Source organism: Moorella sp. E306M, from assembly GCF_006538385.1.
In the GTDB taxonomy this organism is placed as follows: Bacteria; Bacillota; DSM-521; order Neomoorellales; family Neomoorellaceae; genus Neomoorella.
Genome location: NZ_BJKO01000001.1, coordinates 846,202 through 869,690, shown reverse-complemented (window position 1 = coordinate 869,690; position 23,489 = coordinate 846,202). Strand labels below are relative to the sequence as shown.

Annotated in this window: 30 protein-coding genes; 27 read left to right on the top strand and 3 right to left on the bottom strand. The window is 49.1% G+C overall.

Annotation, left to right across the window (positions count from 1 at the left end; all coding sequences use genetic code 11):
- The first annotated feature begins 3 nt into the window (after positions 1-3).
- The 6 genes from FLZ89_RS04615 (at position 4) to FLZ89_RS04590 (ending at position 3,710) form a co-directional block, all read left to right on the top strand.
- A complete protein-coding gene (locus tag FLZ89_RS04615; protein ID WP_141304481.1) occupies positions 4-630 on the top strand; it encodes an N-acetylmuramoyl-L-alanine amidase in 627 nt (208 codons plus the stop codon).
- Positions 630-917 carry a hypothetical protein gene (locus FLZ89_RS04610; RefSeq protein WP_141304480.1) on the top strand — a complete coding sequence of 96 codons (288 nt, stop codon included), beginning with the start codon at positions 630-632 and terminating at the stop codon, positions 915-917. Before FLZ89_RS04615 ends, FLZ89_RS04610 begins: the two co-directional genes overlap by 1 nt.
- Before the next feature lie 293 nt (positions 918-1,210).
- On the top strand, positions 1,211-2,323 hold the full coding sequence (locus FLZ89_RS04605) for a hypothetical protein (RefSeq protein ID WP_141304479.1): 1,113 nt from the start codon (positions 1,211-1,213) through the stop codon (positions 2,321-2,323).
- A gap of 22 nt (positions 2,324-2,345) precedes the next feature.
- Complete coding sequence (locus FLZ89_RS04600) at positions 2,346-2,768, top strand: hypothetical protein (protein WP_141304478.1); 423 nt, start codon at positions 2,346-2,348, stop codon at positions 2,766-2,768.
- The gene (locus tag FLZ89_RS04595; protein ID WP_141304477.1) at positions 2,756-3,205 is read left to right on the top strand and encodes a hypothetical protein; all 450 of its coding nucleotides are present in this window, start codon (positions 2,756-2,758) and stop codon (positions 3,203-3,205) included. The genes FLZ89_RS04600 and FLZ89_RS04595 overlap by 13 nt, the downstream gene beginning before the upstream one ends.
- A gap of 310 nt (positions 3,206-3,515) precedes the next feature.
- Entirely contained in the window at positions 3,516-3,710 is a 195-nt protein-coding gene (locus tag FLZ89_RS04590) for a hypothetical protein (RefSeq protein WP_141304476.1), read from the top strand.
- On the opposite strand, the gene FLZ89_RS04585 is transcribed toward FLZ89_RS04590, so the two are convergent.
- Genes FLZ89_RS04585 through FLZ89_RS04575 form a run of 3 tightly spaced genes read right to left on the bottom strand, consistent with a single transcriptional unit; the run spans position 3,699 to position 6,727 of the window.
- Positions 3,699-5,291, bottom strand: a complete 1,593-nt coding sequence (locus tag FLZ89_RS04585; protein ID WP_172613449.1) for a recombinase family protein — start codon at positions 5,289-5,291, stop codon at positions 3,699-3,701. The two genes, FLZ89_RS04590 and FLZ89_RS04585, sit on opposite strands and share 12 nt — an antisense overlap.
- A gap of 13 nt (positions 5,292-5,304) precedes the next feature.
- The gene (locus FLZ89_RS04580) at positions 5,305-6,369 is read right to left on the bottom strand and encodes an ImmA/IrrE family metallo-endopeptidase (protein WP_141304537.1); all 1,065 of its coding nucleotides are present in this window, start codon (positions 6,367-6,369) and stop codon (positions 5,305-5,307) included.
- Positions 6,350-6,727: a helix-turn-helix domain-containing protein gene (locus FLZ89_RS04575; protein ID WP_141304536.1), complete on the bottom strand. Its 378-nt coding sequence runs from the start codon at positions 6,725-6,727 to the stop codon at positions 6,350-6,352. The genes FLZ89_RS04580 and FLZ89_RS04575 overlap by 20 nt, the downstream gene beginning before the upstream one ends.
- A gap of 235 nt (positions 6,728-6,962) precedes the next feature.
- On the opposite strand from FLZ89_RS04575, the gene FLZ89_RS04570 reads away from it, so the two are divergent.
- The 21 genes from FLZ89_RS04570 to FLZ89_RS04470 all read left to right on the top strand — a co-directional run bounded on the left by FLZ89_RS04570 (position 6,963) and on the right by FLZ89_RS04470 (position 23,482).
- Positions 6,963-7,166: a helix-turn-helix transcriptional regulator gene (locus FLZ89_RS04570; protein ID WP_141304535.1), complete on the top strand. Its 204-nt coding sequence runs from the start codon at positions 6,963-6,965 to the stop codon at positions 7,164-7,166.
- Between the two features lie 43 nt (positions 7,167-7,209).
- Positions 7,210-7,998 (top strand): BRO-N domain-containing protein, encoded by a 789-nt coding sequence (locus tag FLZ89_RS04565; protein WP_216363842.1) that lies wholly within the window; start codon positions 7,210-7,212, stop codon positions 7,996-7,998.
- The gene (locus FLZ89_RS04560) at positions 7,998-8,222 is read left to right on the top strand and encodes a hypothetical protein (protein ID WP_141304533.1); all 225 of its coding nucleotides are present in this window, start codon (positions 7,998-8,000) and stop codon (positions 8,220-8,222) included. Before FLZ89_RS04565 ends, FLZ89_RS04560 begins: the two co-directional genes overlap by 1 nt.
- On the top strand, positions 8,212-8,364 hold the full coding sequence (locus tag FLZ89_RS15610) for a hypothetical protein (RefSeq protein ID WP_172613448.1): 153 nt from the start codon (positions 8,212-8,214) through the stop codon (positions 8,362-8,364). The genes FLZ89_RS04560 and FLZ89_RS15610 overlap by 11 nt, the downstream gene beginning before the upstream one ends.
- A 249-nt stretch (positions 8,365-8,613) precedes the next feature.
- Positions 8,614-8,835: a hypothetical protein gene (locus FLZ89_RS04555; RefSeq protein WP_141304532.1), complete on the top strand. Its 222-nt coding sequence runs from the start codon at positions 8,614-8,616 to the stop codon at positions 8,833-8,835.
- 86 nt (positions 8,836-8,921) lie between these two features.
- On the top strand, positions 8,922-9,386 hold the full coding sequence (locus FLZ89_RS04550; protein WP_141304531.1) for a hypothetical protein: 465 nt from the start codon (positions 8,922-8,924) through the stop codon (positions 9,384-9,386).
- Positions 9,387-9,412: 26 nt separating this feature from the next.
- Positions 9,413-10,165, top strand: a complete 753-nt coding sequence (locus FLZ89_RS04545) for a hypothetical protein (RefSeq protein WP_141304530.1) — start codon at positions 9,413-9,415, stop codon at positions 10,163-10,165.
- Positions 10,152-11,654: an AAA family ATPase gene (locus FLZ89_RS04540; protein WP_172613447.1), complete on the top strand. Its 1,503-nt coding sequence runs from the start codon at positions 10,152-10,154 to the stop codon at positions 11,652-11,654. The genes FLZ89_RS04545 and FLZ89_RS04540 overlap by 14 nt, the downstream gene beginning before the upstream one ends.
- Positions 11,655-11,732: 78 nt before the next feature.
- A complete protein-coding gene (locus FLZ89_RS04535) occupies positions 11,733-12,035 on the top strand; it encodes a hypothetical protein (RefSeq protein WP_373995615.1) in 303 nt (100 codons plus the stop codon).
- A 14-nt stretch (positions 12,036-12,049) separates the two neighbouring features.
- On the top strand, positions 12,050-12,703 hold the full coding sequence (locus FLZ89_RS04530) for an ATP-binding protein (protein ID WP_216363841.1): 654 nt from the start codon (positions 12,050-12,052) through the stop codon (positions 12,701-12,703).
- The gene (locus FLZ89_RS04525) at positions 12,700-13,725 is read left to right on the top strand and encodes a metallophosphoesterase (RefSeq protein ID WP_141304527.1); all 1,026 of its coding nucleotides are present in this window, start codon (positions 12,700-12,702) and stop codon (positions 13,723-13,725) included. The genes FLZ89_RS04530 and FLZ89_RS04525 overlap by 4 nt, the downstream gene beginning before the upstream one ends.
- Positions 13,722-14,081 carry a hypothetical protein gene (locus FLZ89_RS04520; protein WP_141304526.1) on the top strand — a complete coding sequence of 120 codons (360 nt, stop codon included), beginning with the start codon at positions 13,722-13,724 and terminating at the stop codon, positions 14,079-14,081. The genes FLZ89_RS04525 and FLZ89_RS04520 overlap by 4 nt, the downstream gene beginning before the upstream one ends.
- A 4-nt stretch (positions 14,082-14,085) precedes the next feature.
- Positions 14,086-15,024, top strand: a complete 939-nt coding sequence (locus FLZ89_RS04515) for a helix-hairpin-helix domain-containing protein (protein WP_141304525.1) — start codon at positions 14,086-14,088, stop codon at positions 15,022-15,024.
- Positions 15,021-15,725, top strand: a complete 705-nt coding sequence (locus FLZ89_RS04510) for a 3D domain-containing protein (RefSeq protein WP_141304524.1) — start codon at positions 15,021-15,023, stop codon at positions 15,723-15,725. The genes FLZ89_RS04515 and FLZ89_RS04510 overlap by 4 nt, the downstream gene beginning before the upstream one ends.
- 30 nt (positions 15,726-15,755) lie before the next feature.
- On the top strand, positions 15,756-16,310 hold the full coding sequence (locus FLZ89_RS04505; protein ID WP_141304523.1) for a putative metallopeptidase: 555 nt from the start codon (positions 15,756-15,758) through the stop codon (positions 16,308-16,310).
- A 21-nt stretch (positions 16,311-16,331) separates the two neighbouring features.
- Positions 16,332-17,588 (top strand): ATP-dependent DNA helicase, encoded by a 1,257-nt coding sequence (locus tag FLZ89_RS04500; protein ID WP_141304522.1) that lies wholly within the window; start codon positions 16,332-16,334, stop codon positions 17,586-17,588.
- Between the two features lie 310 nt (positions 17,589-17,898).
- On the top strand, positions 17,899-18,537 hold the full coding sequence (locus tag FLZ89_RS04490; protein WP_141304520.1) for a hypothetical protein: 639 nt from the start codon (positions 17,899-17,901) through the stop codon (positions 18,535-18,537).
- A 59-nt stretch (positions 18,538-18,596) separates the two neighbouring features.
- A complete protein-coding gene (locus tag FLZ89_RS04485; protein WP_141304519.1) occupies positions 18,597-21,560 on the top strand; it encodes a CHC2 zinc finger domain-containing protein in 2,964 nt (987 codons plus the stop codon).
- A gap of 422 nt (positions 21,561-21,982) precedes the next feature.
- Complete coding sequence (locus FLZ89_RS04480; RefSeq protein WP_141304518.1) at positions 21,983-22,495, top strand: hypothetical protein; 513 nt, start codon at positions 21,983-21,985, stop codon at positions 22,493-22,495.
- A 24-nt stretch (positions 22,496-22,519) separates the two neighbouring features.
- Entirely contained in the window at positions 22,520-23,038 is a 519-nt protein-coding gene (locus FLZ89_RS04475; RefSeq protein WP_141304517.1) for a crossover junction endodeoxyribonuclease RuvC, read from the top strand.
- Between the two features lie 12 nt (positions 23,039-23,050).
- Positions 23,051-23,482 carry a hypothetical protein gene (locus tag FLZ89_RS04470; RefSeq protein WP_141304516.1) on the top strand — a complete coding sequence of 144 codons (432 nt, stop codon included), beginning with the start codon at positions 23,051-23,053 and terminating at the stop codon, positions 23,480-23,482.
- Positions 23,483-23,489: the final 7 nt, after the last annotated feature.

Below are 23,489 nucleotides of genomic sequence, written 5' to 3'. Positions count from 1 at the left end.
GCCGTGACCGTTGCCAACGTCCCTGAAGCGGTAATGATGGCCCGGCGTAGTCCGGAGGATATCCATTACATCGTTATCCACCATTCTGGGACCCCAAACGGGAATGTAGCTATCTTCCGCGATTATCATATCCACCAGCTAGGCTGGGGGGATGTGGGTTATCATTACGTGATTTGCAATGGTAACGGCGGCCCGGACGGCGAAGTACAAGAGGGCCGCAATATCCTCTTTGCCGGCGCCCATGCGCCCGGGAGGAATAACGATTCGGTAGGCATTTGCCTGGTAGGAGACTTTACACAGAGCAAGCCTACCAGCGCCCAGATGCTGGCGCTGTACGGATTGATTAAGGATTTGATGCGGCGGTATCCTATCACTCCGGACCGGGTGCTGGCTCATAAGGAAGTAAACGAAACGGATTGTCCCGGTAGCCTGGATGTGGCCGCTATCAGGGCCGCTTTGATCCGGCCGCCGGCGCCGAAAATCCGCGTTGGCAACATTGAGCTAGAAGGTATTATGGTTGACGGTAAGGTTTATGCGCCGGTAAGGGCGCTTATCGATGCTCTCAACTATCGAGTAGATTGGGATGAGGCTACCAGAACCGTTAATATTACTCAGGGAGGTAAACAATAATGGACTTTTATAAGCTCCTTGTCGTGGCCGCCGTATTAGAGGCCCTGTGGGAGACCTGCAAGATGTTCTGGCAGCAGGGGAAAGTATCTGCCGACCGCATTGGCGCCGTTGTACTCGGCGTTTTTTTATGCGTAGCGGCGGGAGTGGACTTTTTCAGCATGGTAGGTGTCCCTTTGGCCGTCCCTTATGCTGGCATGGTGCTGTCCGGCCTGCTGGTAAGCCGGGGAGCTAACTTCCTGCATGACTTCCTTGGCACCCTTGAGGGACTGAGGAAAAATGCTGGTTAGGATGATCGCCGGCAAAGATCTCTACTACCCCGGCGAACTCGTCTCCCTCGACGACGCCTCAGCGCAAGCATACATCTCCGCTGGCGTGGCCGAGCCGGCACTGTGCCCGGGAGCGCGGTGTATTGCCGGGAGTGCGGGTTGCGGCGGTGGAAGGAATGAGAGAAGCTCCTGGGCCTGCGGGTTGACCGCGGGTCCGGGGGCTTTTTTTAGTAACCTTGCAGGATTTTTATGGTCTATGGAGAATATTTCCTATAAAAAAATAAGAGTTTGTCAATAAGAGCGTGATGGTTTAAATGCTTCAGCCTATTAATTTGGTGTTTCCTGAAGACTTATTAAAATTACCAAAAAGTTTGCTAGAAGAAGCATGTGTTATTTGCGGAATACCCAATGATACTCCAGATGTTAGTTTGGCAGAAGCTGTTTTTGATACCTTGAGGAACGGCGAGGAAGAAGTAAAAAACAAAGTTTTTGAGCATATTAAGGATAAAATCTTTGCAAGCAGAAGGGCCATTACATGGCATAGACTTCCCGAACATGCAAGAGAATTAGATATTGTTACTGCTATGCGGGAGCGGTTGGGTATTAACCCATTTGAACGTATAATCGAAAGAAATCCAGATAACCTTGGAGCAACAGCCCAGATAGTAGGTGCTTGTCAATATGGTGAGGGTAGACGATATTTATTAAGATATTTAGTTAAAGTTAGGGTACAACGTACATTCGGGCTACAGTTTTCGACTAGGACTATAGGTGGCCTTGTCAGCGCATTATTAGATTTAGAAAACTGCATTCTCGAAATTAGGGATGATCCTAAGTATGTTCCGCGTATTTTAAGAGAAATTGCCCAACTATTCGATGGTACAAGTCGTGAAGCTATAGACTCCTTTAGGATTGCCGACCTTATTGAGCCCTTTGGTGGTAAGATAGGGGACATGGCCGATGCGTTAGGCGGTAACCTTATTAGTTTCGAATCAAGGCCGGAGCTTTTCTTCGAGGGAGAATTAACTGAAGAACAAATTTCTGCAATATCGAATGTCCTTATCGGTATTAATAATTATTTTGAAAACCAAGATATTGAATGCCTTATAAATGTATTAAACGAGAGTATTGACACCCTATCGGTGTTTGAAGGAGTTCCGTTTTTAGCCATCCTGCTAGCAGGGATGGAGAAATTAGGCTTAAGCGTTAAAGAATTAGCAGATGTGCGTTCTTTGCCGTTACTAAATGCTTTAAGGCCCCATTTACAATATCAAGGAGGATTTATTCGATTTCCTGTAAATGAAAATGGTGTGGTAGAATATCATACTATAAGGGTTGGGTTACAAACTAATAGTATTAGCTTTAGAACTTTTGCTACCGAACAGGCTATTGATTTACTAAGGAAGAAGATATTGCTTGAGAATTAAGAAAGGAAGAAGGGGTAAGGCTATGAGGCAATGGGATTTAGATAAAGTAGATAAATGGGTTGATGAAGTAGCATTACTGCCTATTGCCAAGTTTTACCCCTCGGCGGTTGCTAAAGATGTGGGTTTGCCTGTACAGGAAGTATTTATTAAGCTGCAGGAATTAGTTAACCAAAAAAAGTTAATATGTATATGGGAAGTGCGTTGTCCGGAGTGTTTAGTAACCATTAATGAATTAACTAGCCTTGATTTATCAAAAGCCAGTATCTGTTATCTTTGTGGTGATGAAATTATAACATCACCGGAGATAGTTTTCCCGGCATTTAAAATTAATCCGCAGTACAAAGCCTATATTAAAGAAAGCGCTAAAAAAAAACATCCAGGCGAACCCAAGAAAATTTTTGGGGCTTACAGTCGCAATCGCAAGCTTTATCATTGCCACAGTTAATCGATGGAGAAACATGGCAAAAACTAATAAAGTCTGGTGCCAGCGTAATACAATTAATACAAATTATTAATCCTCAGAACGTAGATTTAAATTCCCAAAATGTAGGTTACTTAGATCAAAGTACCTATCATATTGAAATTATTAAATCATATAGTCCAGAACTGGCCAGTATATTGGCTCAGTTAACCGATATTACGGAACTTAAAAGCGAACTTAATAAATTGTTAGAAAGTTTATCAGAAGCATATACTTGCCCGCCAGAAAAGAAAAAGTTTAGTTTTAATAAACTAGCTCAAAGGGTAAAAGATTTCTCTGAAACTGTAAAAGCGGCTGCTTATCTTACACCTATGGCTTTAAAATTAATACAAAAAGCCATTGAAATAATTTGTGGATTAATAACGGGTAATGGCATACAATTATCGGATATTCCAAGTTAACATACGAGTACACGATCCGGGAGCCCACCTCCCGGCGTCTACAAATTATGCACTATTATCCACGGTTCCACCCCGGCCCAGGGTGGCCGGGGGTTTTGTTTTTGCCCGGTTATACCTTCGGTTGTGACGTTTGTCTGGCTAACCGGGAGCACAACCGAAGGACAAACTAATATCCATAAAAGCTTAGTATATCAAGGCTTTTAGCGGTATTTAGAGTAAAATCAGGAATTATATTTGCGACTATAGTAGAGTTAGTTGGCGTTTTAATTCTTTATTTGGGAGAAAGCAGGCAGGAATAACCGCCTACCACGTGGAATATATTGAGAGGATAGTGATAGGCGTGGCGGTGCGGAATAGGTTAAAATACTGGCGGCACCAGCTGATGATAGATACCCAGGCTGAATTTGCTGAGTTATTGGGGGGCAAGGAGAAAAGCAGGACCATCAAAGCCCTGCAATACCGGTTCTGGACTTTTGGGAAATGCTGGGATTTCTTAAACTATTAAAGAAGAATTCCATGTTGATAGCTCTTTTGCGGATAGCAAATCATTTCTGCATACTACTTGGAACGGTCCGCCTCCACCATCTGTATGCAGGATTTTGAAGGTTACTTCAAAATCATTCTCATAGATAATAACCCGGTCGACGTAGCGATCTATGAGGGCCTTTGCAGTAAGCGTATCATCAGCCTTAAGGCTCTTATATTCCTGCTCAAGATAGGCCAGTATCATCTCGCGAGTGATGGTGCTGGCTTTTGTTTTCCTTTCAATCTCCTGAATCCTATTGACCAGGATAGCTTTTTCATTTTCCCGCTGGGCCAGCCTGTTAGTTAACTCTGCTGAGCCCGCTCCCTCTTCAATAAGGTCCAGGATATTATTAATTTTCGCCTGCACTTTAGTTAACTCTGCTTTGAGATACACCAGTTCCTTTTCCGACTCATTGCCCAGGCTGCTCATACCTTTATGAATTTCAGTGGCCAGCACGGGGAACAGCGTCGGGTTCAAAACCTTCTTCTCCAGTTCTTCCAAGACCAGACGCTCAATAATATCTTTGCGAATCATCTTGGCCTTGCATCCATGCTTGCGTTCACGGTTATTGCAAATATAATAATCGTACCTGGTCTTATTCCCCCAGGTCCCGCCGTTTTTACCTACCATTTTAAAGCCGCAAAGACCGCACTCTATCTTACCAGTCAGCAGGTATTCGGAGATAGCCTTATTATGGGCCCGTTCTCCTGGATCGCGACGCCTTTTTTCAATCCTCGCCTGTACCCTGTCCCAAAGTTCCTTGTCAATAATTTGCGGCATGCCGCCGGGGATGCGGATAATCTGATCCGCGGGCTTACTCTTACGGTTATTACGCTTGCCCTTTACTTTATGAATAGCCCGGTTAAAAATGTATACACCCACATACTTTTCGTTACGAAGGATATCGGAGATAGAATTCTTACAGAATGCGCCTCCAGTTTTAGTCTTAAAACCCTTAGCATTGAGTTCCTTAACAATGGCGTCATAACTGAAGCCTTTGTCATACATTTCAAAGATAAGCCTTACAGCCTGAGCTTCTTTTTCATTAATTATATAGGTTCTGGTAGTAGGGTCCACATCGTATCCTAGAGGTGGCCGGCCGCCGTTATGTTTACAGTTACGAGCGTTTTCGGCCATACCTTTCATAACTTCGCGGCCCAGGTTTAAGCTATAGTATTGATCCAGGCTTTCAAAAATGCCTTCCATAAGAAAACCTTCGGGGGTATCATCACAGAGCATGGGCTGAGTGACGTAAATAATGCTAATCCCATTTTCCCGTAAGGCTTTTTTATAGATAGCTGCATCCCATTTATTGCGTGCAAACCTATCTGATTTATGGACCAGTACGGCCTCAAAGTCGCCGTTTCGGCTATCAGCAATCATCTGAAGAAACCCATCCCGGTCATCGCTGGTGCCAGTTTCGGCTTCGTCTGTATAGACTCGGATAATCTGATAGCCGTTCTTGGATGCCCATTCCCGGATATCATGGAGCTGGGCGTCAATGCTTTCTGACCGTTGATTATCGCTGCTATAGCGGGCGTAAGCGACCGCTTTCTTCATTATGCCGTCCTCCTTAAAAGGGTAGGTCATCCTCATCTATTTCAATATCTTCTTTTGTAGCAGCTGTTTTACTTTGAGTCTCAAGAATCTCCTTAGCTTTTTCCCATGGAGCCAGGAGCTTCATCCGGTAAAAGGTAGTTTCGCTACCGCATATGGGACAGTATCGAGCATTGCCAGGAACGGGGCCGCAACTTCCCTTTATAATAAACTCATTGCCATTAATATCGACTTCTGTCTTATCAATACATTTATTAATCAGGTATGTACCGCAGATCGTACAGTAATCACCTTTATAATTAATCTCCTCATTGTCACACCTGGGGCATTTTATAGCTCGTCCATTTTCGTCCAAATCATATCCATCATTATAGATCATTTTGCCTTCCCCCCAAATAAGCTTATTCCCACAGATGGGACAGTACTTTGCTTTAGAAGATATAAAGCCGTATCCACAGTGATTACATTTCTTTTGATAGATAAAATCATAAAAATTAGCTATAATCGGCGATCTTGGATCAACGTAAACCCAATTAAATATTAAATCGAAGAGCCTTGAAGCCTTAAATTTGGCGGCCTTCCTGGATAGTTTACATCGCTTTTCTATAACAGAATAGTTAGTCCACCCGAGGCTTAATAGTACCTCAGAGGGGGCGAGGGTTTCCGAAGCAAAAATATCTGCTTCTGTTTCAAGGATATCATACTCCTCATCGGTAAGACCACCACGGGCGAGAATGGTTTGGTCAAATTCTTCCAAATGCTTTAAATATATATGCCCAATTTCATGCATTAAAGAAAACCTTATTCTTCCAGGAGAACGGATTTTGTCATTATAGGCAATTGAATAAAGTCCGTTTTGATAGATCGTAAATGCATCTTCGCTTCCATAAGCCTCTATGACGTCTTTTAACATCACCCCATGTTTCTTGGCGTAGTAATCATAAGTTCGTACCGTCCATTTATTGCGAGCTATTATTTGCATGGGGTCAACTGGTAATCTATTGATTTTTTGTTTAGCTATAAATTCAGCTATTTTAGGACGAATATAATCATAACGTACTTTATTTATTTTTACTGGCATCCTTTTTTGCCTCTTCAGCCATGGATTCCGCGAGTTTTTGTAGAAGATCTTTTTTATCAAATGATAATTTGCGACTGGCTCGAGCAATAGCTCGAATTTGGGGATCCTTAATTAGTTCCTGAGCTTCCCTAATGAGATTAGCTTCATCGTCGGGAATTCCTGTTTGGTTTTTTAATAAGATATCAACAGAAACCCCCAACGCCTTGCTTAGCTTATATAGGTTATCTATACTAGGATTTCTTCGGCCATTTTCAATGTCTGATATAAACGAAATGGAAAGGCCTGTTTTTTCGGCAAGTTGTTTTAGGGTGTAATTATTTTTAGTTCGTAGATGCTTTATTTTCAGCCCTATTTCCATGTATACCCCCCTTCCCGTTGATGATTAGTTCCATTATAACTTTTTACGCTATCAGTGTAAATGTTCACTTAGGGCGTAAAAAACAGAGATAATGCGAAAAACATAGAATAGCAGGATATAGCTAATTTAATCTGCCTATAGCGTACAATATGGTTATTTTTGGACTTTGTTATTACGCTTAATGCGTAGTATGATTTACTCATCAGGCGTAACAATTAAGGGCGGAGGATAAAAGATGGAAGCTACCATTGGCTCTATTATAAGGAGAAAACGAGGAGAAAAAGGAATTTCGCAAACCAGGCTTGCTACGAGAATTGGTAGAAGCCCGCAATTAATATGTGACATTGAATCGGGAAGGAAAAAGCCCAGTATAGATACGCTAATTGCCATAGCTAAAGAGCTAGATATTTCTCTAGACGATATTTTTTTTAGGAAATAATTACGCATTAAGAGTAATCTTGTTAATGAGGAAGGGTAATCACGTGAGTAATCTCGTTCTAATTAAATCAGCGAACTTCGGTAACGTACAATGTGATTTCTACAGTGACAACAAAGAGATCTGGATGACCAGGGAGCAAATAGGAAGGGCTTTAGAGTATGCCGATCCTGGTGACGCCATTAGAAAAATTCACGAAAGGAATAGGGATAGGTTAGACAGATTTTCAGTAACGGTCAAACTGTCCGGTACTGACGGAAAACTCTATGATACATATCTTTACTCCGCCAGAGGCGTCTACGAAATCTGCCGCTGGTCACGCCAACCCAAAGCCGATGCCTTTTATGACTTCGTATACGACATCTTAGAAAGTCTACGAACTGGACAGACCCAATTAACCCATGCCGGCAAACAAATTCGCCCGTTCAAAACTCCAGAACAGATCCAACTTGAACTAGAGACCAAAGCCCGAAACGCCCGGGTAAGGGAAGCTAACCTCTACCGCAGATTGGCCAAAGAATTTCGGAAGCAGCTTTCAGAACAGTCCATCCAGCAGTTGGTCGGCCTGGCCGCCGCCGTTGCCCATGGCAAGCCTATTCTTCCCATAACTGAAATTGAAAAAACGTATAGCGCTGAAGATATCGCCCGAGAAGCAGGCGTTAGCGCTAACAAAGTTGGTAGGATTGCCAATCAGTATGGGCTCAAAACTGCCGAGTATGGGATAAGCATCTTGGATAAATCCAGGTATAGCAACAAACAGGTAGCAACGTTCCGGTACAACGAAAAAGGGCGAGCCAGGTTATTAGAGGTTTTAGGGAAAAGGGGAAAACCCTAATGTTAAGCGTTGCCGTTGTACGGATCCGCAAAAATTATCGGGGAGAGGTCATAGAAGAAAACATAAAAATTACATCCGATAATCCCAGTTTGATATTAGAAGACTTTGGACGAATATTTGCAAAAGCTCTTACCGGTAATCCGCATTTTATAAAATTTTGTGAGGACTATAGAAAAATTGATTGTCTATCATTGCAAGGAGGTGATAATCCAGTTGACCTGTGACCAGGAAAGAGAAGCGATTGAGGTAGTGGCTGAACGGGACTGGAGGAAACTGGCAGAGTTAATCCACGCAAAAAACGAACGCGGATTCACCGAGTTTGTACTGCGTGAACTTTATCTCCAGGCAATGACTTTTGGTATGTAAGGAGGCCGTATTTGAAAGTCCAGATCAGAAAGGGGGTGCGAAGATTGTATTTATGCTGGAACTGCGGTCTTTGGCAAGGGGAATCCAATACTCCAATGGAACCCAGTCGGTTGTGTCCCGCTTGTGAGAAAGCCATGAAACAACAAGCAACAAATAAAAAGACCGGCCTCTAAAGCCGGCAACCAGAATTAAGCTACACCCTCATTTTAGCACAGCAAAAAATGGGGCGTCAATCGGAGGGGCAAGCAAGTGACAATGACTGAAATTAAGAAGCTGGCACAGATAGTTCATGAGGAACTGGGATATGCACAACATGCAGCTGAAAGATTTCGCTTCGCCGTCAGGGACTGGGACTATGCTGCCCGGCGGATGGACGAGTTAATCAACAGATTAAACAGTGTCTCCCAAAGCTTTCAAGCATTATGTAAAGACTTGATGGAAGAACTAAAACGGGAGGAAGAAACGGCATGAAAATACTCGCCTATCGTGGTAAGGTCCGGGACTTCCGGTTATTCCTGCTGATGATGCGGTTATACCTGCAATAGGAGGGGGACTAAGTGCTTACATCAATAGAAGGCCTGCTGGCCCAGTACGAGACGAAAATACTTAAGGCAAAACTCCTGGAATTTCCGGCCCTAATCCGGGCACAGAAAGATAAGGTTGCCCAGGCTCGGCGGGAACTGGCCGACGCGGAAAAAGTCCGGGTAGAAGCTGAAGCTCTGCTAATCGCCGCCATTGCTGCCGAAGTGAACCCTAACAACGGCAAGCCGGCTTACAGCAACGCTGAGGCCAGGGCAGCCGAACTGACCCGGCGTAAAAAGCTGGACCCTGATTACCAAGTTGCGGACATGGCCGTCCGCGATGCTGAAGCCAAGCTAAACGCTGCGCAATTTGACCTGGAGCAGCTGCAGGACCAGTTTAAGGCTTACCGCTACATTGTTGACCTTACCGCCCGCGAACTGGCCCTCCTGGCGGCCGGCGCTAATGAGGACCAGGAAGAACTGACCAAAGAACCCTTTTAATAAAACCTTAAGGAGTGTGATTCCTAATGGCAATACCGGAAAGCAATCTGGTGCTCCACAATTCGGATCTCCAGTTAACCGAAGTGGACGAGCAGCAAATTGCACAGTTGCTGCAAAACGAGGTCCAGACGGCCCTGGAGAACATTGACCCCCGGCCGCCTCGGGTAAAGATTTCACGGGAAACCCAGTCATTCCTTATGCCGGACGGTTCAACAGCGAAAAGTCTAACCGGGATTATAGTGTACCATCACAAAGCCAGGGGATACTGGGAGACCGAGGGGCAGCAGGTACCTACCTGCAGCTCCATGGACGGTAAAACCGGCATCGATGCAAATGGAATTGAGCATCCCTGCGCCAAATGCCCTAAAAACGTTTTTGGCAGTGGTAAAGACGGTCACGGCAAAGCTTGTAAGGAGATGCGCTGGATTTACCTGCTGCAAGAAAATGAAATAATTCCCTCCAGGATTAGCTTGCCGCCCACAAGCCTGGGGAAATTTGATGCCTTTGTAACAGCCCTAGCTCAGAAGCGGATGGCTCCTATCCAAAAGGTAGTCAAACTATCATTAGAAACTGCAGAAAGCCGGGGCTTCCGGTACTCAGCATTAGCCCAACCGGAGGTTATCGGGGATACACCTCTGCAGAAAATCCCGGAGTTAATCCGGATGCGTGAAGCTGTCGTTACGGCGGCCCGTAAGGCTGGCATTGACGCCGAGGATTACTATGACACCGGCGAAAACTTTACCACTTCCGAAGCCACTGGCGCCGATGAGCCCTTCTAACCACAAAAAAGGCCGGGCCTCACCGGCCCGGCCCCCCGAAGGGGTGATTGAAATGCATATCAAGTTGCTGACAATAGAAAACTTCCAGAGCCACCAAAAAACAGCCATTGAGCCGGCGCCGCCAGGGCAGCTGACCGTCATCGTAGGCCCCAGCGACTCTGGCAAGACCGCAATAATTAGGGCGCTCCGCTGGCTCTACTACAACGTTCCCCAGGGCACCGACTTTATCCGTGTGGGTTGCAGCTTCTCCCGCGTGACCCTGACCCTGGAAGATGGCACCAAAGTTATCCGCGAAAGAACTAAATCCAGAAATACTTATAGCATAGTTTCGCCTGTTAGTAAAGAGCCGCAAGTCTTTGCCGGCTTCGGCAATACACCCCCTCTAGAGATACAGAAAACAACCGGAGTAAGACCAACGCGGATCGGCGACCTGGAATTGACCCTCAACCTGTCGGAACAACTAGATGCCCCCTTTCTGGGAAAATCAATCAGTGCCGGGGCCCGGGCCAAGGTCCTGGGCAAGCTCGCCGGCACCGAAGAGGTAGACTATGCTGCCAAGCAGCTGGCCACGGACCTTTATCGCCGGGGGCAGGACGAGAAACGGCTGACTGCTGAAATCGCCACCCTGGACGAGCAAATGAAGCAGTATGATTACCTGCCTGCCCTGGCAGCTAGAATTGGAGCTTTAGAGCAGATCGTCGCAGGGATAAAAGCGGCCCAGGAGCGCCGCCGGCAGTTGGCCGAGAAAAAAGAAGCACTCCGCCAGGTGACCGCGGGGATAACCGCGGCGAGACTTACCATCCAGCGCTGGCAATACCTTGACCTGGCGGAGTATGCCCTCGCCATGGCCGAGAAGGCCCAGGCACAGAAAAAACTGCTGCATCAGCTGGCCGGCAAGCTCCAACTGGTTACCAGGGAGATTTGGCAGGCCGAAAATACCATAGCTAGGCTTGCCGGACTAGAGCTGGCAGGGGAAATCGCCCAGCAGATGGAGGCCGAAATCGTACGGTTGTATAAGATTGCGTCTTATAATACTTCCTTAGCCGGGATAGAACACACCTTATGTCTGGCTAGAAAAACAATTGAAAAACATGCTCGCCTATCCGAGGCAGAAAAAATAACTGAGCAGGTAACCACGGCAATAGAACGTCGGGCAACCCTGGCCCGTATCGGCGCCCTATACCGCCAGGCAGAAGCGGCCCGTAACCAGGCGGCTACAGCAGTACGCCGGCTGGCCGGAGTGAATGAAGCTGAGGAACTCCTGACCAGGGCACAAAACGCCCACGGGCGCCGGGAAAAAATTGCCGAACTGGTCGGCCGGCTGCGGCAGGCAGAAACTGAAGAGAAGAAGGCTAAAGAAGCGGTAGTCCTGTGGGGACAGCAAATCGTAAATCTAGAAGCTGCTTACCAGGAACAGTTAATTAAGGTTGGCAAGTGTCCGCTGTGTGGTGGAGACATAGACCCGGAAAGACTACGGGAGGCTGTCTGATGGCATACAGAAATTGTGACGAGGCTTGCCCATGTTTGAAGTGTCCCATTTTAGCTTGCTGGAAATGCTTGATAAACCCTGAATACTGCCCCAATCAAGGGAACCAAAAATGCAAGGAGGCTATATGAAATGGCAGTTAATGCGCCTTCCATCGATATCACCAACCGCTTAAACAACCTGAAAGCCCAGATCGAGCGCGGCAAAATGGAGAAGGCCCGCGCCGAGGCAAACCTGGAAAGTTATACCAGACAACGGGATGAAATTATCGCCCAGCTGGCAGAACTAGGTGTCACCCCTGAAAACCTGGACGCGGAAATCGCCCGGCTGGACCAGGAGATCACCGAAAACCTGGCCCGGGCGGAAGAATTGCTCCGGGGATAGGAGGAGCAAAGCAGATGGACATCGCCTCCTTAGCCCGGATAGAAACCGGCCTGGCGGCCCTGCGGTCTCAATACCAGCAGGCCGCCGGCCAGCTTACCCTCCTGCAGAAGCAGAAAGAAGCAAAACTTCAGGACCTGGAACAGGCCCAGGAAGATATCCGGGTCTGGCAGCTTGTACAGGCGTTGTTTACTAAGGTTTCCGATTATGCCCGGGAGCAGCTGAAACGCCGGGTTGAACAGACCGTCACTGCAGCCCTACAGGCCGTTTTTGCCGACGATGACCTGGAGTTCCGGATCGAGATGCGCACCGTGGCCGGCCAGCCGGCGGCCGACTGGCAGGTGGTGAGCAGGTATGGGGATACGGTTGTAGCGGCCAGCCCCGAGGACGGCCGTGGAGGCGGCATAACCGACGTGGTGAGCCTGGCCCTGCGGTTAGCGCTTATGGAACTGGCCAGGCCGAAGCCCGGCGGTCCGGTACTGCTGGACGAGGTAGGGAAGCACGTGTCCGCCAATTATGCCCCGAACGTGGCGGTCTTCTTGAAAGAATATGCCCGGAAGACGGGACGGCAGGTAATTTTAATCACACACCAGGCGGCGCTGGCCGAGGTAGCCGATGTGAGCTACCAGGTGAGCCAGCGGGACGGTATAAGCGAGGTGCGGCGGGTATGAGCGCTACGCTAGTAATCTGCGGAGATCTCCATTACCGCGGAAGTAATCCCCGAGGACGGCTGGACAATTTTCAGGAGGCCCTGGATGCCAAGTTGCGAGAAGTATTTCATGTTGCCAGGGACAAGGAAGCAACGGCAATCATTATCCCCGGCGACATATTCGACAGTTTCAATACTTCCTGGAGCGTAGTAGCGGACCTAGCATCTTTATTGACCGAGCAACCTTGTCCGGTACTTACAGTCATGGGTAACCACGATATAGCCGGGGGCAATCAGGAGACGGTGCGGCGGACGCCTTACGGCCTGTTGGCAAGGTTAGGATTAATCCGGGATTTACAGATGGAACCGTACGAATTTTCGCCGGAGTATAACCTGATTATTACTATTACTGGTCACGGTTACAATACCGAAACAGATGTTGATATGGGGCAGTTTACCCCCCCGCCGGACGATTATCCTGAAATTAGATTTAAAATACACGTTGTCCACTCAATGCTTTTGGAAAAGCCACCGGGGTTTGATATGCGGCATACTCTGGTGAGAAATGTCAAAACAACTGCTGATGTAATCATATCCGGGCATTACCACCTGGGTTTCCCTGAGCATCCGGCAATGTGCGTTGACCGGGATGATGGAGTAATGTTTATCAACCCCGGCGCCCTATGCCGGCTGGCGGCCACTCCGGCGGAAATGGACCGACCTATCGGGGTAGTCCTGGCAGAAATATTCAATACGGGAATCGAAGATAAGCCAGGTATGACATGCCAGTTTATTCCCCTGCAATCAGCCCGGCCGGGTTACGAAGTTCTTTCCCGCGATCACCTCGAAGCCGAACAGGAACGGGAAGAACGCATCAACCGCTTCCTGGGTCTCCTGGCCGCCGAAGGAGAAGCGAAGTTCCTGGAGATCCAGGAGATTATCGACGACATTGCCAAACGGGAGGAACTGCCGGCAGCAGTGGTCAAGGAGGCCCTGAACCGCATTGGCCGGGCCAGGGAAGCCCTGGGAGGGAGAAATACATGACACAAACTGAAGCTATCCAGCATCTCAATAATAGACTAGATAAGTTTAAACTTCCTCACGGGAACGTATTGCCTGGTTTTTATATGTGGTCCCGAAGAGATGTGGCTGCAGTTTCTACTGTGCTTGACGAACTGGCCAAACTTCAATATCAAGTAGCGGAAGTGCGCGGCTTTTTGAAAAAGGAATTACGATTTATACCAGACTGCGGTGGCGATTACTGCTGCCTTGTCGATGACACGCAGAATGAACCTGAAGATTGGCCGGCCGGGGACTGCCCTCATAAAGGATATTGCAAAACCTTTATCGAGATTGAAAGGAAACGAGATAAACTGCTTGCCAGATTAGAGGGGGCCTAGATCGGTGATTTCGGCAATAGCTAGAGAAGAGGTGAGCATGGAAAAACTAAAAGGCCGCGTCATGCGGATCATTTTCAGTAACCCTGCCAACGGGTACTGCGTCCTTTCCGTCCGTTGTCCCGGCCAGGATGTTACGGCTGTAGGCTACATGCCGTCCGTCAGGGTTGAAGACGAATACGAGTTCACCGGCACGTGGAAAAGCCACCCCAAGTTTGGCAAACAGTTTGCTTTCTCTGGATACGAGGTAATTATGCCTTCCAGCAAGCAGGGGATTATACAGTACCTTTGTTCCGTAGCTACCGGCATCGGCCCGGTTAAGGCCGGGCGCATCGTGGACACCCTGGGGGATGACTGCCTGGATAAAATCCAGGCTGACCCCAGGGTGCTGGAAAAGGTGCCCGGCGTTACCCCGGAACAGGCTGAGGAAATCCATAAGGCTCTAACAGAGAACCGCGTCCTGGCTGAGCTTACTTCCCTTATCTGCGGCCAGGGCATCACTCCCAGGCTGGCGGCGAAAATATACCAGCAGTACGGGGCGGAAAGCCTGGATATAGTTAAATCCAACCCCTACGTCCTGGCCGACGAGATGTTTGGCGTGGGCTTTAAGACGGCCGACCGTATTGCCCGGGCGGTGGGGATTCCGGAAGACAGCCCGTACCGGCTTGAGGCAGCGGTAAAGTGGCTGCTGTCTGAAGCCGGCAACGACGGCCACTGCTACCTGCGGCCCTCTGAGATTTTAGCCAGGCTGCCGGAGGCCCTGGGAACGAGGGTAGAGGTGGCCCCGGTGGCGGAAGCAGTAAAGGCCCTGCAGGAACGGGGAGAGGTTGTCCGGGAGGGCGACTGCATTTACTATGCCGGCATGTACGAGGCGGAAAAGGAGTTTGCAGGCAGGGTGAGGGGGATGGCGGAAAGACTATCTGGAAGCGAGGCGGCACAGGAATGAAACACCGTAGTCGGTTTCTATTTGTGACGATTATCGTGGTGGCTTTGGTAGCAATCTGCAATTACTCGGCTGCGGGCAGGTTGGAGATAGAAGAAAAGGAACCGAAAAGATATTCGCTTTATGTAATCCAGCCCGGAGATACATTGCGGGATATTGCCGGCAGAGTATTGCCGAAGCTGGACAACCAGAAAGCTTTAAAGGAACTGGAAGATCTCAACGGCCTGGAACCCGGACAGGAGCTCAATCCGGGGGATATCATCACTATCCCAGATACGAACGGTGAATTGAGCGAACCTGTGGGACCAGTATATTCTTCCCCGCAAGCGGCCGATGAGGCCTCCAAAGCATTAGAAAAGGCTATGCAGGAAGCTGCCCGGGTGAAAAGGTATCAGTTTGAAACCTCCCGCGGGATAAAAAGCCGGGAACTAGTCTTGGAGATAACGGCTTATACTGCGAACGACCCGGGCATGGACGGCAGGGGCATCATGTTTACCGGCCTGCCGGTAGACCGCGGTGCCCTGGCGGTAGACCCGCGAGTTATTCCCCTGGGTTCGGTGGTCTGGATCCCGGAAGTGGGGTATACAGTAGCTCTCGACGTGGGCAGGGCGATAAAAGGGTATAAGGCCGACCTGTATATCCCGGATAAGATGAAGGCCTTAGAGTGGGGCCGAAAGATGGTAAGAGTTAAAGTATTAGATTAAAGGTAGTTATTTAAACCGGAGGGGATAATCATGGACATTGATACCAGCCGCTTGTTAGTGCTCCCCGAGTGGGGCGGCAAGTACGTCATCAACGAAGCCTACCGGCCTATCGCGGAGGCCCTGGTGAAGAAGTACCCGGAACTGCGGTTTAAGCTGGTGGATGAAATTCTCTTTGTAGACAATACCGAGGACAAAGGCAAGCAGAAAAACAAGTACAAGAACGCCCAGATCGGAAAAATCCCCGAAAAGTACCGGGAGATAATAACGCAGTTAACCGGCCGGAGTTTTAGCTACATTATGGAGTTTTACAAGCGCAACATCGAAACAATGAGCCGTGAGCAGATAATCGCCCTTGTCTACCATGAACTGCGGCATATCGGGGCGGATGGGGACATTATCTTACACGACATTGAAGATTGGGCCAATATGCACTACAAACTAGGCCCTGATTGGGCCAGCACCATGCGGGGGATTCCTAATCTGCTGGATGAAGGCGTTGACTGGGACAGTATAACCGGGCCAAGTTTGTTTAATAACCTTGAACCTGATAACCTTGAACAGCCGAGGCTCAGGGCGGTGAAATAGCCGAACAGGGGGCAAATAATAGTGGACTTTTCCGGTTTGATTGCAGCCACTGAAAGCAACTTGGGTATTACCTACGCCGATGCTCAACGCGAGGCTATATTAAAGGCCTTAACCTACAATCTCAGCATTGTTACAGGTGGTCCCGGTACGGGTAAAACAACCGTTACCCGGGGGATCCTGGCCGCCTACAAGCAGCTTCACCCGGATCATTATATTTACCTTGCCAGCCCTACGGGCCGGGCCGCAAAGCGGCTGGCGGAGGTGACCGGGCATTATGCCTCTACTATTCACCGTTTATTACGCTACCAGCCGCAATACGACTGTTTTGAGCACGACGAACTAAATCCCTTGCCTGGCCCCGGCCTGCTGATTGTAGACGAAGTAAGCATGATGGACCTCCTGCTGGCCAGGGATTTATTCAGAGCCATACCAGACAACCTGCAGACCGTCCTTATCGGCGACGTAGACCAGCTCCCCAGTGTAGGTCCTGGCAGTGTCCTCCGCGACCTGATAACCTCGGGCATAGTGCCCACCACCCGCTTAAATTACGTCTACCGTCAAGCCGAGGGTAGCGGTATCGCTCTGTTGGCCGATGCGGTACGGCAGGGCAGGTTGCCGGCCAACTGGACGCGCCTACCGGACGTGGAGGTTATTATGGTTGAGGACCGAGACCGAATACCGGAGATTGTGCGGAATAAAACCCTGGCGGCAGTTAAACAGTACGGCCTGATGGGGGTACTGGTCATGGCCCCAATGAAAAAGGGCGTTGACGGCGTGGCTAACTTGAACGCGGTGGTACGAGAAACCCTGAATCCGGCCGGGGAAGATAAACCCGCGATACGGCTGAGCAGCGGAGAATACCGGCAGGGCGACAAAATAATGGTAGTTAAAAATGACTACCGCCTGGGAGTATTCAACGGTGACCTGGGAATAGTACGGGAAATAGTAACCTGCAAAGAGCGGGGTATCCTGGTGGATATTGACGGCACGGATGAGCCGGTGTTTTTTAGCGACGATGATGAAAGCGCCGACCTGCTTACCTTGGCGTATGCTAGTACGGTGCATAAAGCCCAGGGCGGTGAAGCGCCGGTGGCCATTGTAACGTTAAGCAGAGGGCATTGGATAATGTTAGAAAGAAATCTGCTTTATACAGCGGTAAGCCGGGCAAAAAAGAAGCTGGTACTGGTCTGTCAGGAGGACGCCGTTGATAGAGCTGTAAAGAATAACAGAGCAATAAAGCGGAACAGCAGGTTGGTAGAGTTGTTGAAAGCGGGATAAATCGAAGTTATGTAGTCAGTGGCATGGTGTGACGTGGCCTGGTACGGTCGGGCGGGGTCAGGCTAGATGTGGCATGGTCTGGCGAGGTAAAGCAAGGTATGTCTTGGCACGGCAAGGTTTGATATGTTGAGGCATGATCTGGAGCGGTGGGGTGGGGGCAGGCTTGGCGTGGCGCGGCAGGCTCAGGAATGGTTTGGCTGGACGTGGCGCGACAGGGCTTGGTGCAGCAGGGCGGGGCTTGGTGTGGCATGGCCAGGCCAGGCTCGGCGTGGCAGGGTTTATTTAATTTAAAAGAAAGGAGCAGCATAACATGGCTACCCAAAAAGTTACAGCCGTCAATAATGTTTCTAATGATGGAGCAGCGGCTATCATGGAACCTTATTTAGTCGAAGTCACCATCCAGGGAACTGCGGATATTTTATTTCACCGCTGGAGTAACGAAGATGTAGAAGCTAAAGCCAATGCAGCTAAAAACAGTACCGCTAAGAAAACAGACAACTTGGAAGCTTATGTTTATCGCAATGAAAAAGGAGAAATTTGTATTCCTGGCAAGTATCTTCACGGGGCAATTATAGGAGCAGCCAAATTTAAGCAAGACCCTAGAAGCCCACGGAAAAGCGCGCAAGACCTTTTTAAAGCTGGGATAGCTCCATTGACCCCCCTGGCCAGTTTAGGCGTTAAAGAATGGGATTACCTTGACAAAAGCAGGGTAGTCATTCAAAGAAATGCGGTTACGCGGATTCGCCCTGCCATGCTGGCAGGCTGGAAGGCAACGTTTTTAATGCAAGTATTATTGCCTGAATATATTACGCCACAGTTATTAAATGAAGTTATTCAGCAAGCAGGAAGACTTATCGGGATTGGCGATTATCGTCCCACTTATGGCAGATTTGCCGTAATCAAATTTGAAGTTATCACTGACAAGGAACAACAAAAGAAAGCTGTTTAACGATATTAATTTCTGCCGCCAAGAGATAATCCCCATTCCCGGGGAGAGGTGAAACCATATTGGCTACTATAGACGAGATCCTTGCAAACGTAAACGTAGAAGAAGTTTTCCGGGGTAACGGCGTCAACCTGCGCAAGCAGCACGGTGACGAATGGGAAGCGGACTGCCCTTTCTGCCGGGAAGAAAAACACTTTTACTTCAACAGAAGAACCGGGAAGTGGCTCTGCTATAAGTGCAACGAGAAAGGCGGCATTACTTCCTTTCTGGCCAGGGCCAGGGGGATAAGCGGGAAGGAAGCATTTAAAGAACTTGCTGAAATGGCCGGGCTCAAATGGGAGGTCAAGAAGCCTGCACAAAAGGCTGAGGCTTCTTCACAAAAACCTGGTTTAACCCTGGTAAGAGGCAAGAGTAATAAAAAAAACTCCAAGAACAGCAAAGATGGGAAGCAGGAGGAAAACCCTCCGGCAACCCAGGACCGGCCATCCCAGGTTAACACCTTCATTTACCAGCGGTTTATCGAGCTAACAACCCTGACGGGGGCCCACCGGAACAAGCTAAAAAGCCAGCGCGGTTTCACGGATGAAACTATAGATAGATTTATGTTTCGTTCCGGTGGTCCCCAGGTGCAGGGGGCGGTAGAAAAACTCCGAGAAGAATTCCCTGAAGAAGAACTTAAGACCAGCGGCATCCTGGTAGAGGTTAACGGTAGCCTGGCAACAAACAACCAACTTCTGGACGACCTGGTGCTAATACCCTACTTAGACGAAACCAGCATAGTATACCACCTGCGGCCACATAAGATAGGGTTTGAAGGTCTGCCCATCCAGCCTTACTGCCGGCTACTCCTGGTCGGTAACCCGGAACATATAATCTTGACTGAGGGCGAATTCAAGGCGGTTGCCCTGCACCAGTGGGGCTTCGCAGCCCTGGCTGTTCCGGGAATAAGCAGCTTCGGCGGCAAAAACTTGGATCGCCTGGTAGAACTGCTACGGGAGTTCCAGGTTAAAAGGGTTACGGTGATCTTTGACAACGAGATAAAAGATAACCCGGCCTTCCCGAACTTCAAAGAAAAAGTCGAGGACCGCTACGACACTCAATTTTGGTCCTACATAATGGCCTACAAGCTGGGCCGGGCGGGGTTTATTGCCCGGGTCGGCTGGCTGCCGGACGAGTGGCGGGTTAACGGTAAGATCGACTTTGACGGCGCCCTGGCCCAGGGCCGTACCCGGCAGGAAATTGAGCAGGTCATCGCCAGGGCACTGCCACCAGAGGAATACCTGGACAGCCTGTCAGAAGAAGCAAAAAGGATTGTCCGGCGCAAGATAACCCGGCATTTTACCAGGGTGCCGGTGCGCCGGGAATTTAATAAATACGTTGCTACCAGGCACAAGGGGAGTGAGACTTATGAAGAAACGATTTCTAATTTCGTAATTAATATCAAGTCCTCTTTCTTCACGCCAGACGGCGTTATACGCAACGTAGAACTGGTTAACGAGTACGGCGAAGTTTCAGCAGTATTCCCCCTGGAGCCGCAAAACATGGCAGGGGTGAACGAGTTTAAGAAGTTCTGTTTCAGCAAGGGAAATTACGTCTTTGAGGGGACAAGCCAGGATTTGTTAAATGTGTGGAAGTTAGAGTTTCTGCGTGACAGCGGAGAGTTAATTTACATGCCGGACCGAATAGGCCGGATAAATAAAGATTTATGGCTTTTCGGCAACCTGGCCATCCACAAAGGCAAGGTCTACCGGCCAGACAACGACGGCATCATCTGGATTGACGGCAAGGGGTACAAACCTCAATCCCTGCAGATCGGCGCCAGGGGAGAAAGCATCGAAGATGCCATCCCGGCCCTGCGGGAAACGCCGGTAGATATTGTCGATATTGCCCAGAAGCTCCGGCAGTCGATAGGCGGGTACGAGGCGTACATGGGGATAGGCTGGGTGATAGCTACTATCTTCAGCGAGGATATATTCCAGCAGTATAAATGCCTGCCGATACTATTCCCGCACGGCAAGCGGGAAAGCGGCAAATCGACCTTCATGCGGTGGATCATGGCTTTCTTCGGTATCGAAAATGACGGCGTGGGGTTAAGTGAGACGAGTCAAAATTACATCGCCCGGGCGCTCAGCTACTACAGCAGCCTGGGGGTATGGTTCGACGAGTACCGGAATGAGGCCAGGATAACCCAGAAAGATGGTTTCTTTAGGTCGGCCTACAACCGACAGCTTTCAGGCAAAGGTACGGCGACAGCCTTCCAAGCAAGGGGGTTTGCAGTACATGCTACGGTGGCGATCAGCGGCGAGGAACTTCCAAAGGACAACGGTTTATTTACCCGGTGCATACCGTTGCAGATTTCAGCTTATAAACGCGACCGGACCTGGTACGACTGGCTCAACACTAATAAAGAGCGATTTTCAGGATTTGTGTACTGGCTGATTACAAATTATGAAAGATTGAAGCCGCAGATCCTGGCCAACATAGCAGAGTTGAAGCAAGCATTGCTGGCTCTGGACGTCAGCGACCGGACAGCGGAGAACTGGGCCATCTGCGCCGGGGCCTTTGATACCGTCGTATTGCAGGATGAGGAATTTATCCGGTGGGTGGGTGAGACGTGCAAGCAGATCAAACAAGCCGGCGAGGAAGAACACATGCTGAACCAGTTCTGGAGCGATGTCAACTATTTGGTGCTTGACGGGGAAATAAACTACCTGAATTTCTTCGGGTTGTATGAAGACGAAGGGGAAGCAGGTCGCTTGGGGGTTTATCTCAGGGGTCTGTATGACGCCTGGGCGAAATACTTCCGGCAAAAAACGGGCCGGGAGGCATTTGATAAGCAATCTATTTTAGGGTATCTGCAGAAGGAACCCTATTATGTGAAAGATGGAGTAATCAATAAAAGATTAAATGGAACGCCGCGGAAGGTTCATATGCTTGAAATAGCTCAAATGCCAGAAGTCTTACTAGACCTTGTGGAAACTATCAGAGCCAAAGAAAAACCACTGGAACAGGCTCCAGCTTTTTAAAAGGCGTTACCTCCGTTACCTCTAAGGTAACGCAAAGGTAACGCCCCAGGTAACACCCTTCAGACCTTGAAATTACTAGTTTTTTTAAGGGCATGTTACCTTGTTACCTGGAATTAGGGTAGAAAAAATTTTTGAGATAAAAAGAGGGGCGTATACCAGGTTCCCCTCCGATTACCTCAATAAATCTTCTCACTCCAAAATATGTTACCTCCCGCTGTAGAGGTAACGAGGTAACAAAAATACCCTCATGGGGTAACTAAAACGAGCGATTTCAAGGCCTAAGCTACTGTTACCTCGAGCGTTACCTGGTTATCCACAGAGGTAACGTGCACCCCAAAAACATAGCAATAAGAAGGCCGGTAATTTATGAAGTCCAGGTAACACCTAAAAATTACCATTAATAAATGATAGGGGGTATAGGTATGGGGCGCTACAGTCAGATTCTCCAGGGCCAGTCCGCCGGGCAAACCAATACCGGCCCCGGTCCCAGCAGCAATAACACCCCGGCCGGCCAGCCGCCCAAATTCAAGTTTATCCCTCTCAAACCGCCGCCGGATTGCGAGACTTACTGGCATGACCCACGCCCGGACCTGGCCGAGGACCACGAACTATGGATCAGGGTGCTGACCGAAGCCTACTGGTACTGCCAGGGCGACCCCAAGCTGGAGCAGCTTTATAGTACCCTGCATGGGATACGGTGCGGTGGAGCCAGGGTGCAAGAAATGCCTACAGGAAATTTGAAGCTGCTACCCGGAGAATGGAAGGAGGATGAGTGGAGGCAAGTGACAGCAAAATACCTGGGGCCGTATAAGGAAGAGGTAAAGGCGATTTTAATGCTGGCGCAGGCAACAGAAGTGAAAATAAAAGATTTGCCGGCAGAGGTGAGGGAATGGCTGGGATTAAAACCTGAAATAGAACAAGGGAAGTTGTTTTAACCGAAAATAGGGAGGGTTTCAATCTTGACCATCGTCATGGGTATAGACCCCAGTTTGACCAGCACCGGCCTGGTGATCCTGGAAAACGGAAACCTTATCTTACACGAAACCCTGGAGGTAAAAGAAAAAGGAATTGCAAGACTGTTAACCTTGCAAAACATCCTGGAAGAGAGATTAGTCGCATATAAACCGGATCTGGTAGTAGTCGAAGGATATGCCTTCGCCCGGAGTAACCAGGCCCACCAGATGGGCGAACTGGGCGGGATGATCCGGATGCTGTTGACGCAGAAGCAGGTACCCTGGATTGAAGTGGCGCCGACGCAGGTAAAGAAGTTTGCCACGGGGAAGGGGAACGCGGCCAAAGAACTTATTCTCCGGGATGTCTACAAGAGGTGGGGAATAGAGTTTGACAACAGCGACGAAGCGGACGCCTTTGTGCTGGCTAGAGTCGGCCAGGCTGTCCTGGGGGATATCAAGGGACTGACCCAGGAGCAGGTGAAACTCATAAAGGCCATTAAAAAAGCGAAAGAAACGGCCGCATAGAGGTGAGGAGGTATGGGCCAGAGCGGCCACAACACCAGCATAGCTAAAAGCCGTCTGGGCTGCCGGCTGCCATATGAAAGCGCGGCTGTGGGCGACGGCTACGCTTCCCCGGGGCCGGTGGTTACCTATCGGCTCGATCCGGAGGAGATAGCGGCAAAGTACGGCCCGCCGGTCAAAATTAGAGAACGGCCTTTAAGCCGGAAGGCGGTTATCTATGCGGTGGAACATAGTACAAGCCCGACCGGGGCGGCCAGACTGCTTAAGGTAAGTCGGAAGCATTTTTTAGCGGAAATGGTCCGGCACGGCATAGCTGCGCCGGCAATATGGAGGGAGGAAGAAACCGTGACCGAAACTATCGAGTCCACTGGAATCCCAGAAGTACAGGTAGAAGTGCAGGCAAAAAACCTACGCCCCTGGAAGCCCTGGAAAAAGGTATCCCCCTAGATCAGTG

What these genes read in the sequence shown, in the direction of transcription:
- FLZ89_RS04610 (WP_141304480.1), top strand. Translation starts at nt 630, where the DNA reads ATGGACTTTTATAAGCTCCTTGTCGTGGCCGCCGTATTAGAGGCCCTG.
- FLZ89_RS04605 (WP_141304479.1), top strand. Translation starts at nt 1,211, where the DNA reads ATGCTTCAGCCTATTAATTTGGTGTTTCCTGAAGACTTATTAAAATTA.
- FLZ89_RS04600 (WP_141304478.1), top strand. Translation starts at nt 2,346, where the DNA reads ATGAGGCAATGGGATTTAGATAAAGTAGATAAATGGGTTGATGAAGTA.
- FLZ89_RS04585 (WP_172613449.1), bottom strand. Translation starts at nt 5,291, where the DNA reads ATGAAGAAAGCGGTCGCTTACGCCCGCTATAGCAGCGATAATCAACGG.
- FLZ89_RS04580 (WP_141304537.1), bottom strand. Translation starts at nt 6,369, where the DNA reads ATGCCAGTAAAAATAAATAAAGTACGTTATGATTATATTCGTCCTAAA.
- FLZ89_RS04575 (WP_141304536.1), bottom strand. Translation starts at nt 6,727, where the DNA reads ATGGAAATAGGGCTGAAAATAAAGCATCTACGAACTAAAAATAATTAC.
- FLZ89_RS04570 (WP_141304535.1), top strand. Translation starts at nt 6,963, where the DNA reads ATGGAAGCTACCATTGGCTCTATTATAAGGAGAAAACGAGGAGAAAAA.
- FLZ89_RS04560 (WP_141304533.1), top strand. Translation starts at nt 7,998, where the DNA reads ATGTTAAGCGTTGCCGTTGTACGGATCCGCAAAAATTATCGGGGAGAG.
- FLZ89_RS04545 (WP_141304530.1), top strand. Translation starts at nt 9,413, where the DNA reads ATGGCAATACCGGAAAGCAATCTGGTGCTCCACAATTCGGATCTCCAG.
- FLZ89_RS04540 (WP_172613447.1), top strand. Translation starts at nt 10,152, where the DNA reads ATGAGCCCTTCTAACCACAAAAAAGGCCGGGCCTCACCGGCCCGGCCC.
- FLZ89_RS04530 (WP_216363841.1), top strand. Translation starts at nt 12,050, where the DNA reads ATGGACATCGCCTCCTTAGCCCGGATAGAAACCGGCCTGGCGGCCCTG.
- FLZ89_RS04525 (WP_141304527.1), top strand. Translation starts at nt 12,700, where the DNA reads ATGAGCGCTACGCTAGTAATCTGCGGAGATCTCCATTACCGCGGAAGT.
- FLZ89_RS04520 (WP_141304526.1), top strand. Translation starts at nt 13,722, where the DNA reads ATGACACAAACTGAAGCTATCCAGCATCTCAATAATAGACTAGATAAG.
- FLZ89_RS04510 (WP_141304524.1), top strand. Translation starts at nt 15,021, where the DNA reads ATGAAACACCGTAGTCGGTTTCTATTTGTGACGATTATCGTGGTGGCT.
- FLZ89_RS04505 (WP_141304523.1), top strand. Translation starts at nt 15,756, where the DNA reads ATGGACATTGATACCAGCCGCTTGTTAGTGCTCCCCGAGTGGGGCGGC.
- FLZ89_RS04490 (WP_141304520.1), top strand. Translation starts at nt 17,899, where the DNA reads ATGGCTACCCAAAAAGTTACAGCCGTCAATAATGTTTCTAATGATGGA.
- FLZ89_RS04480 (WP_141304518.1), top strand. Translation starts at nt 21,983, where the DNA reads ATGGGGCGCTACAGTCAGATTCTCCAGGGCCAGTCCGCCGGGCAAACC.
- FLZ89_RS04470 (WP_141304516.1), top strand. Translation starts at nt 23,051, where the DNA reads ATGGGCCAGAGCGGCCACAACACCAGCATAGCTAAAAGCCGTCTGGGC.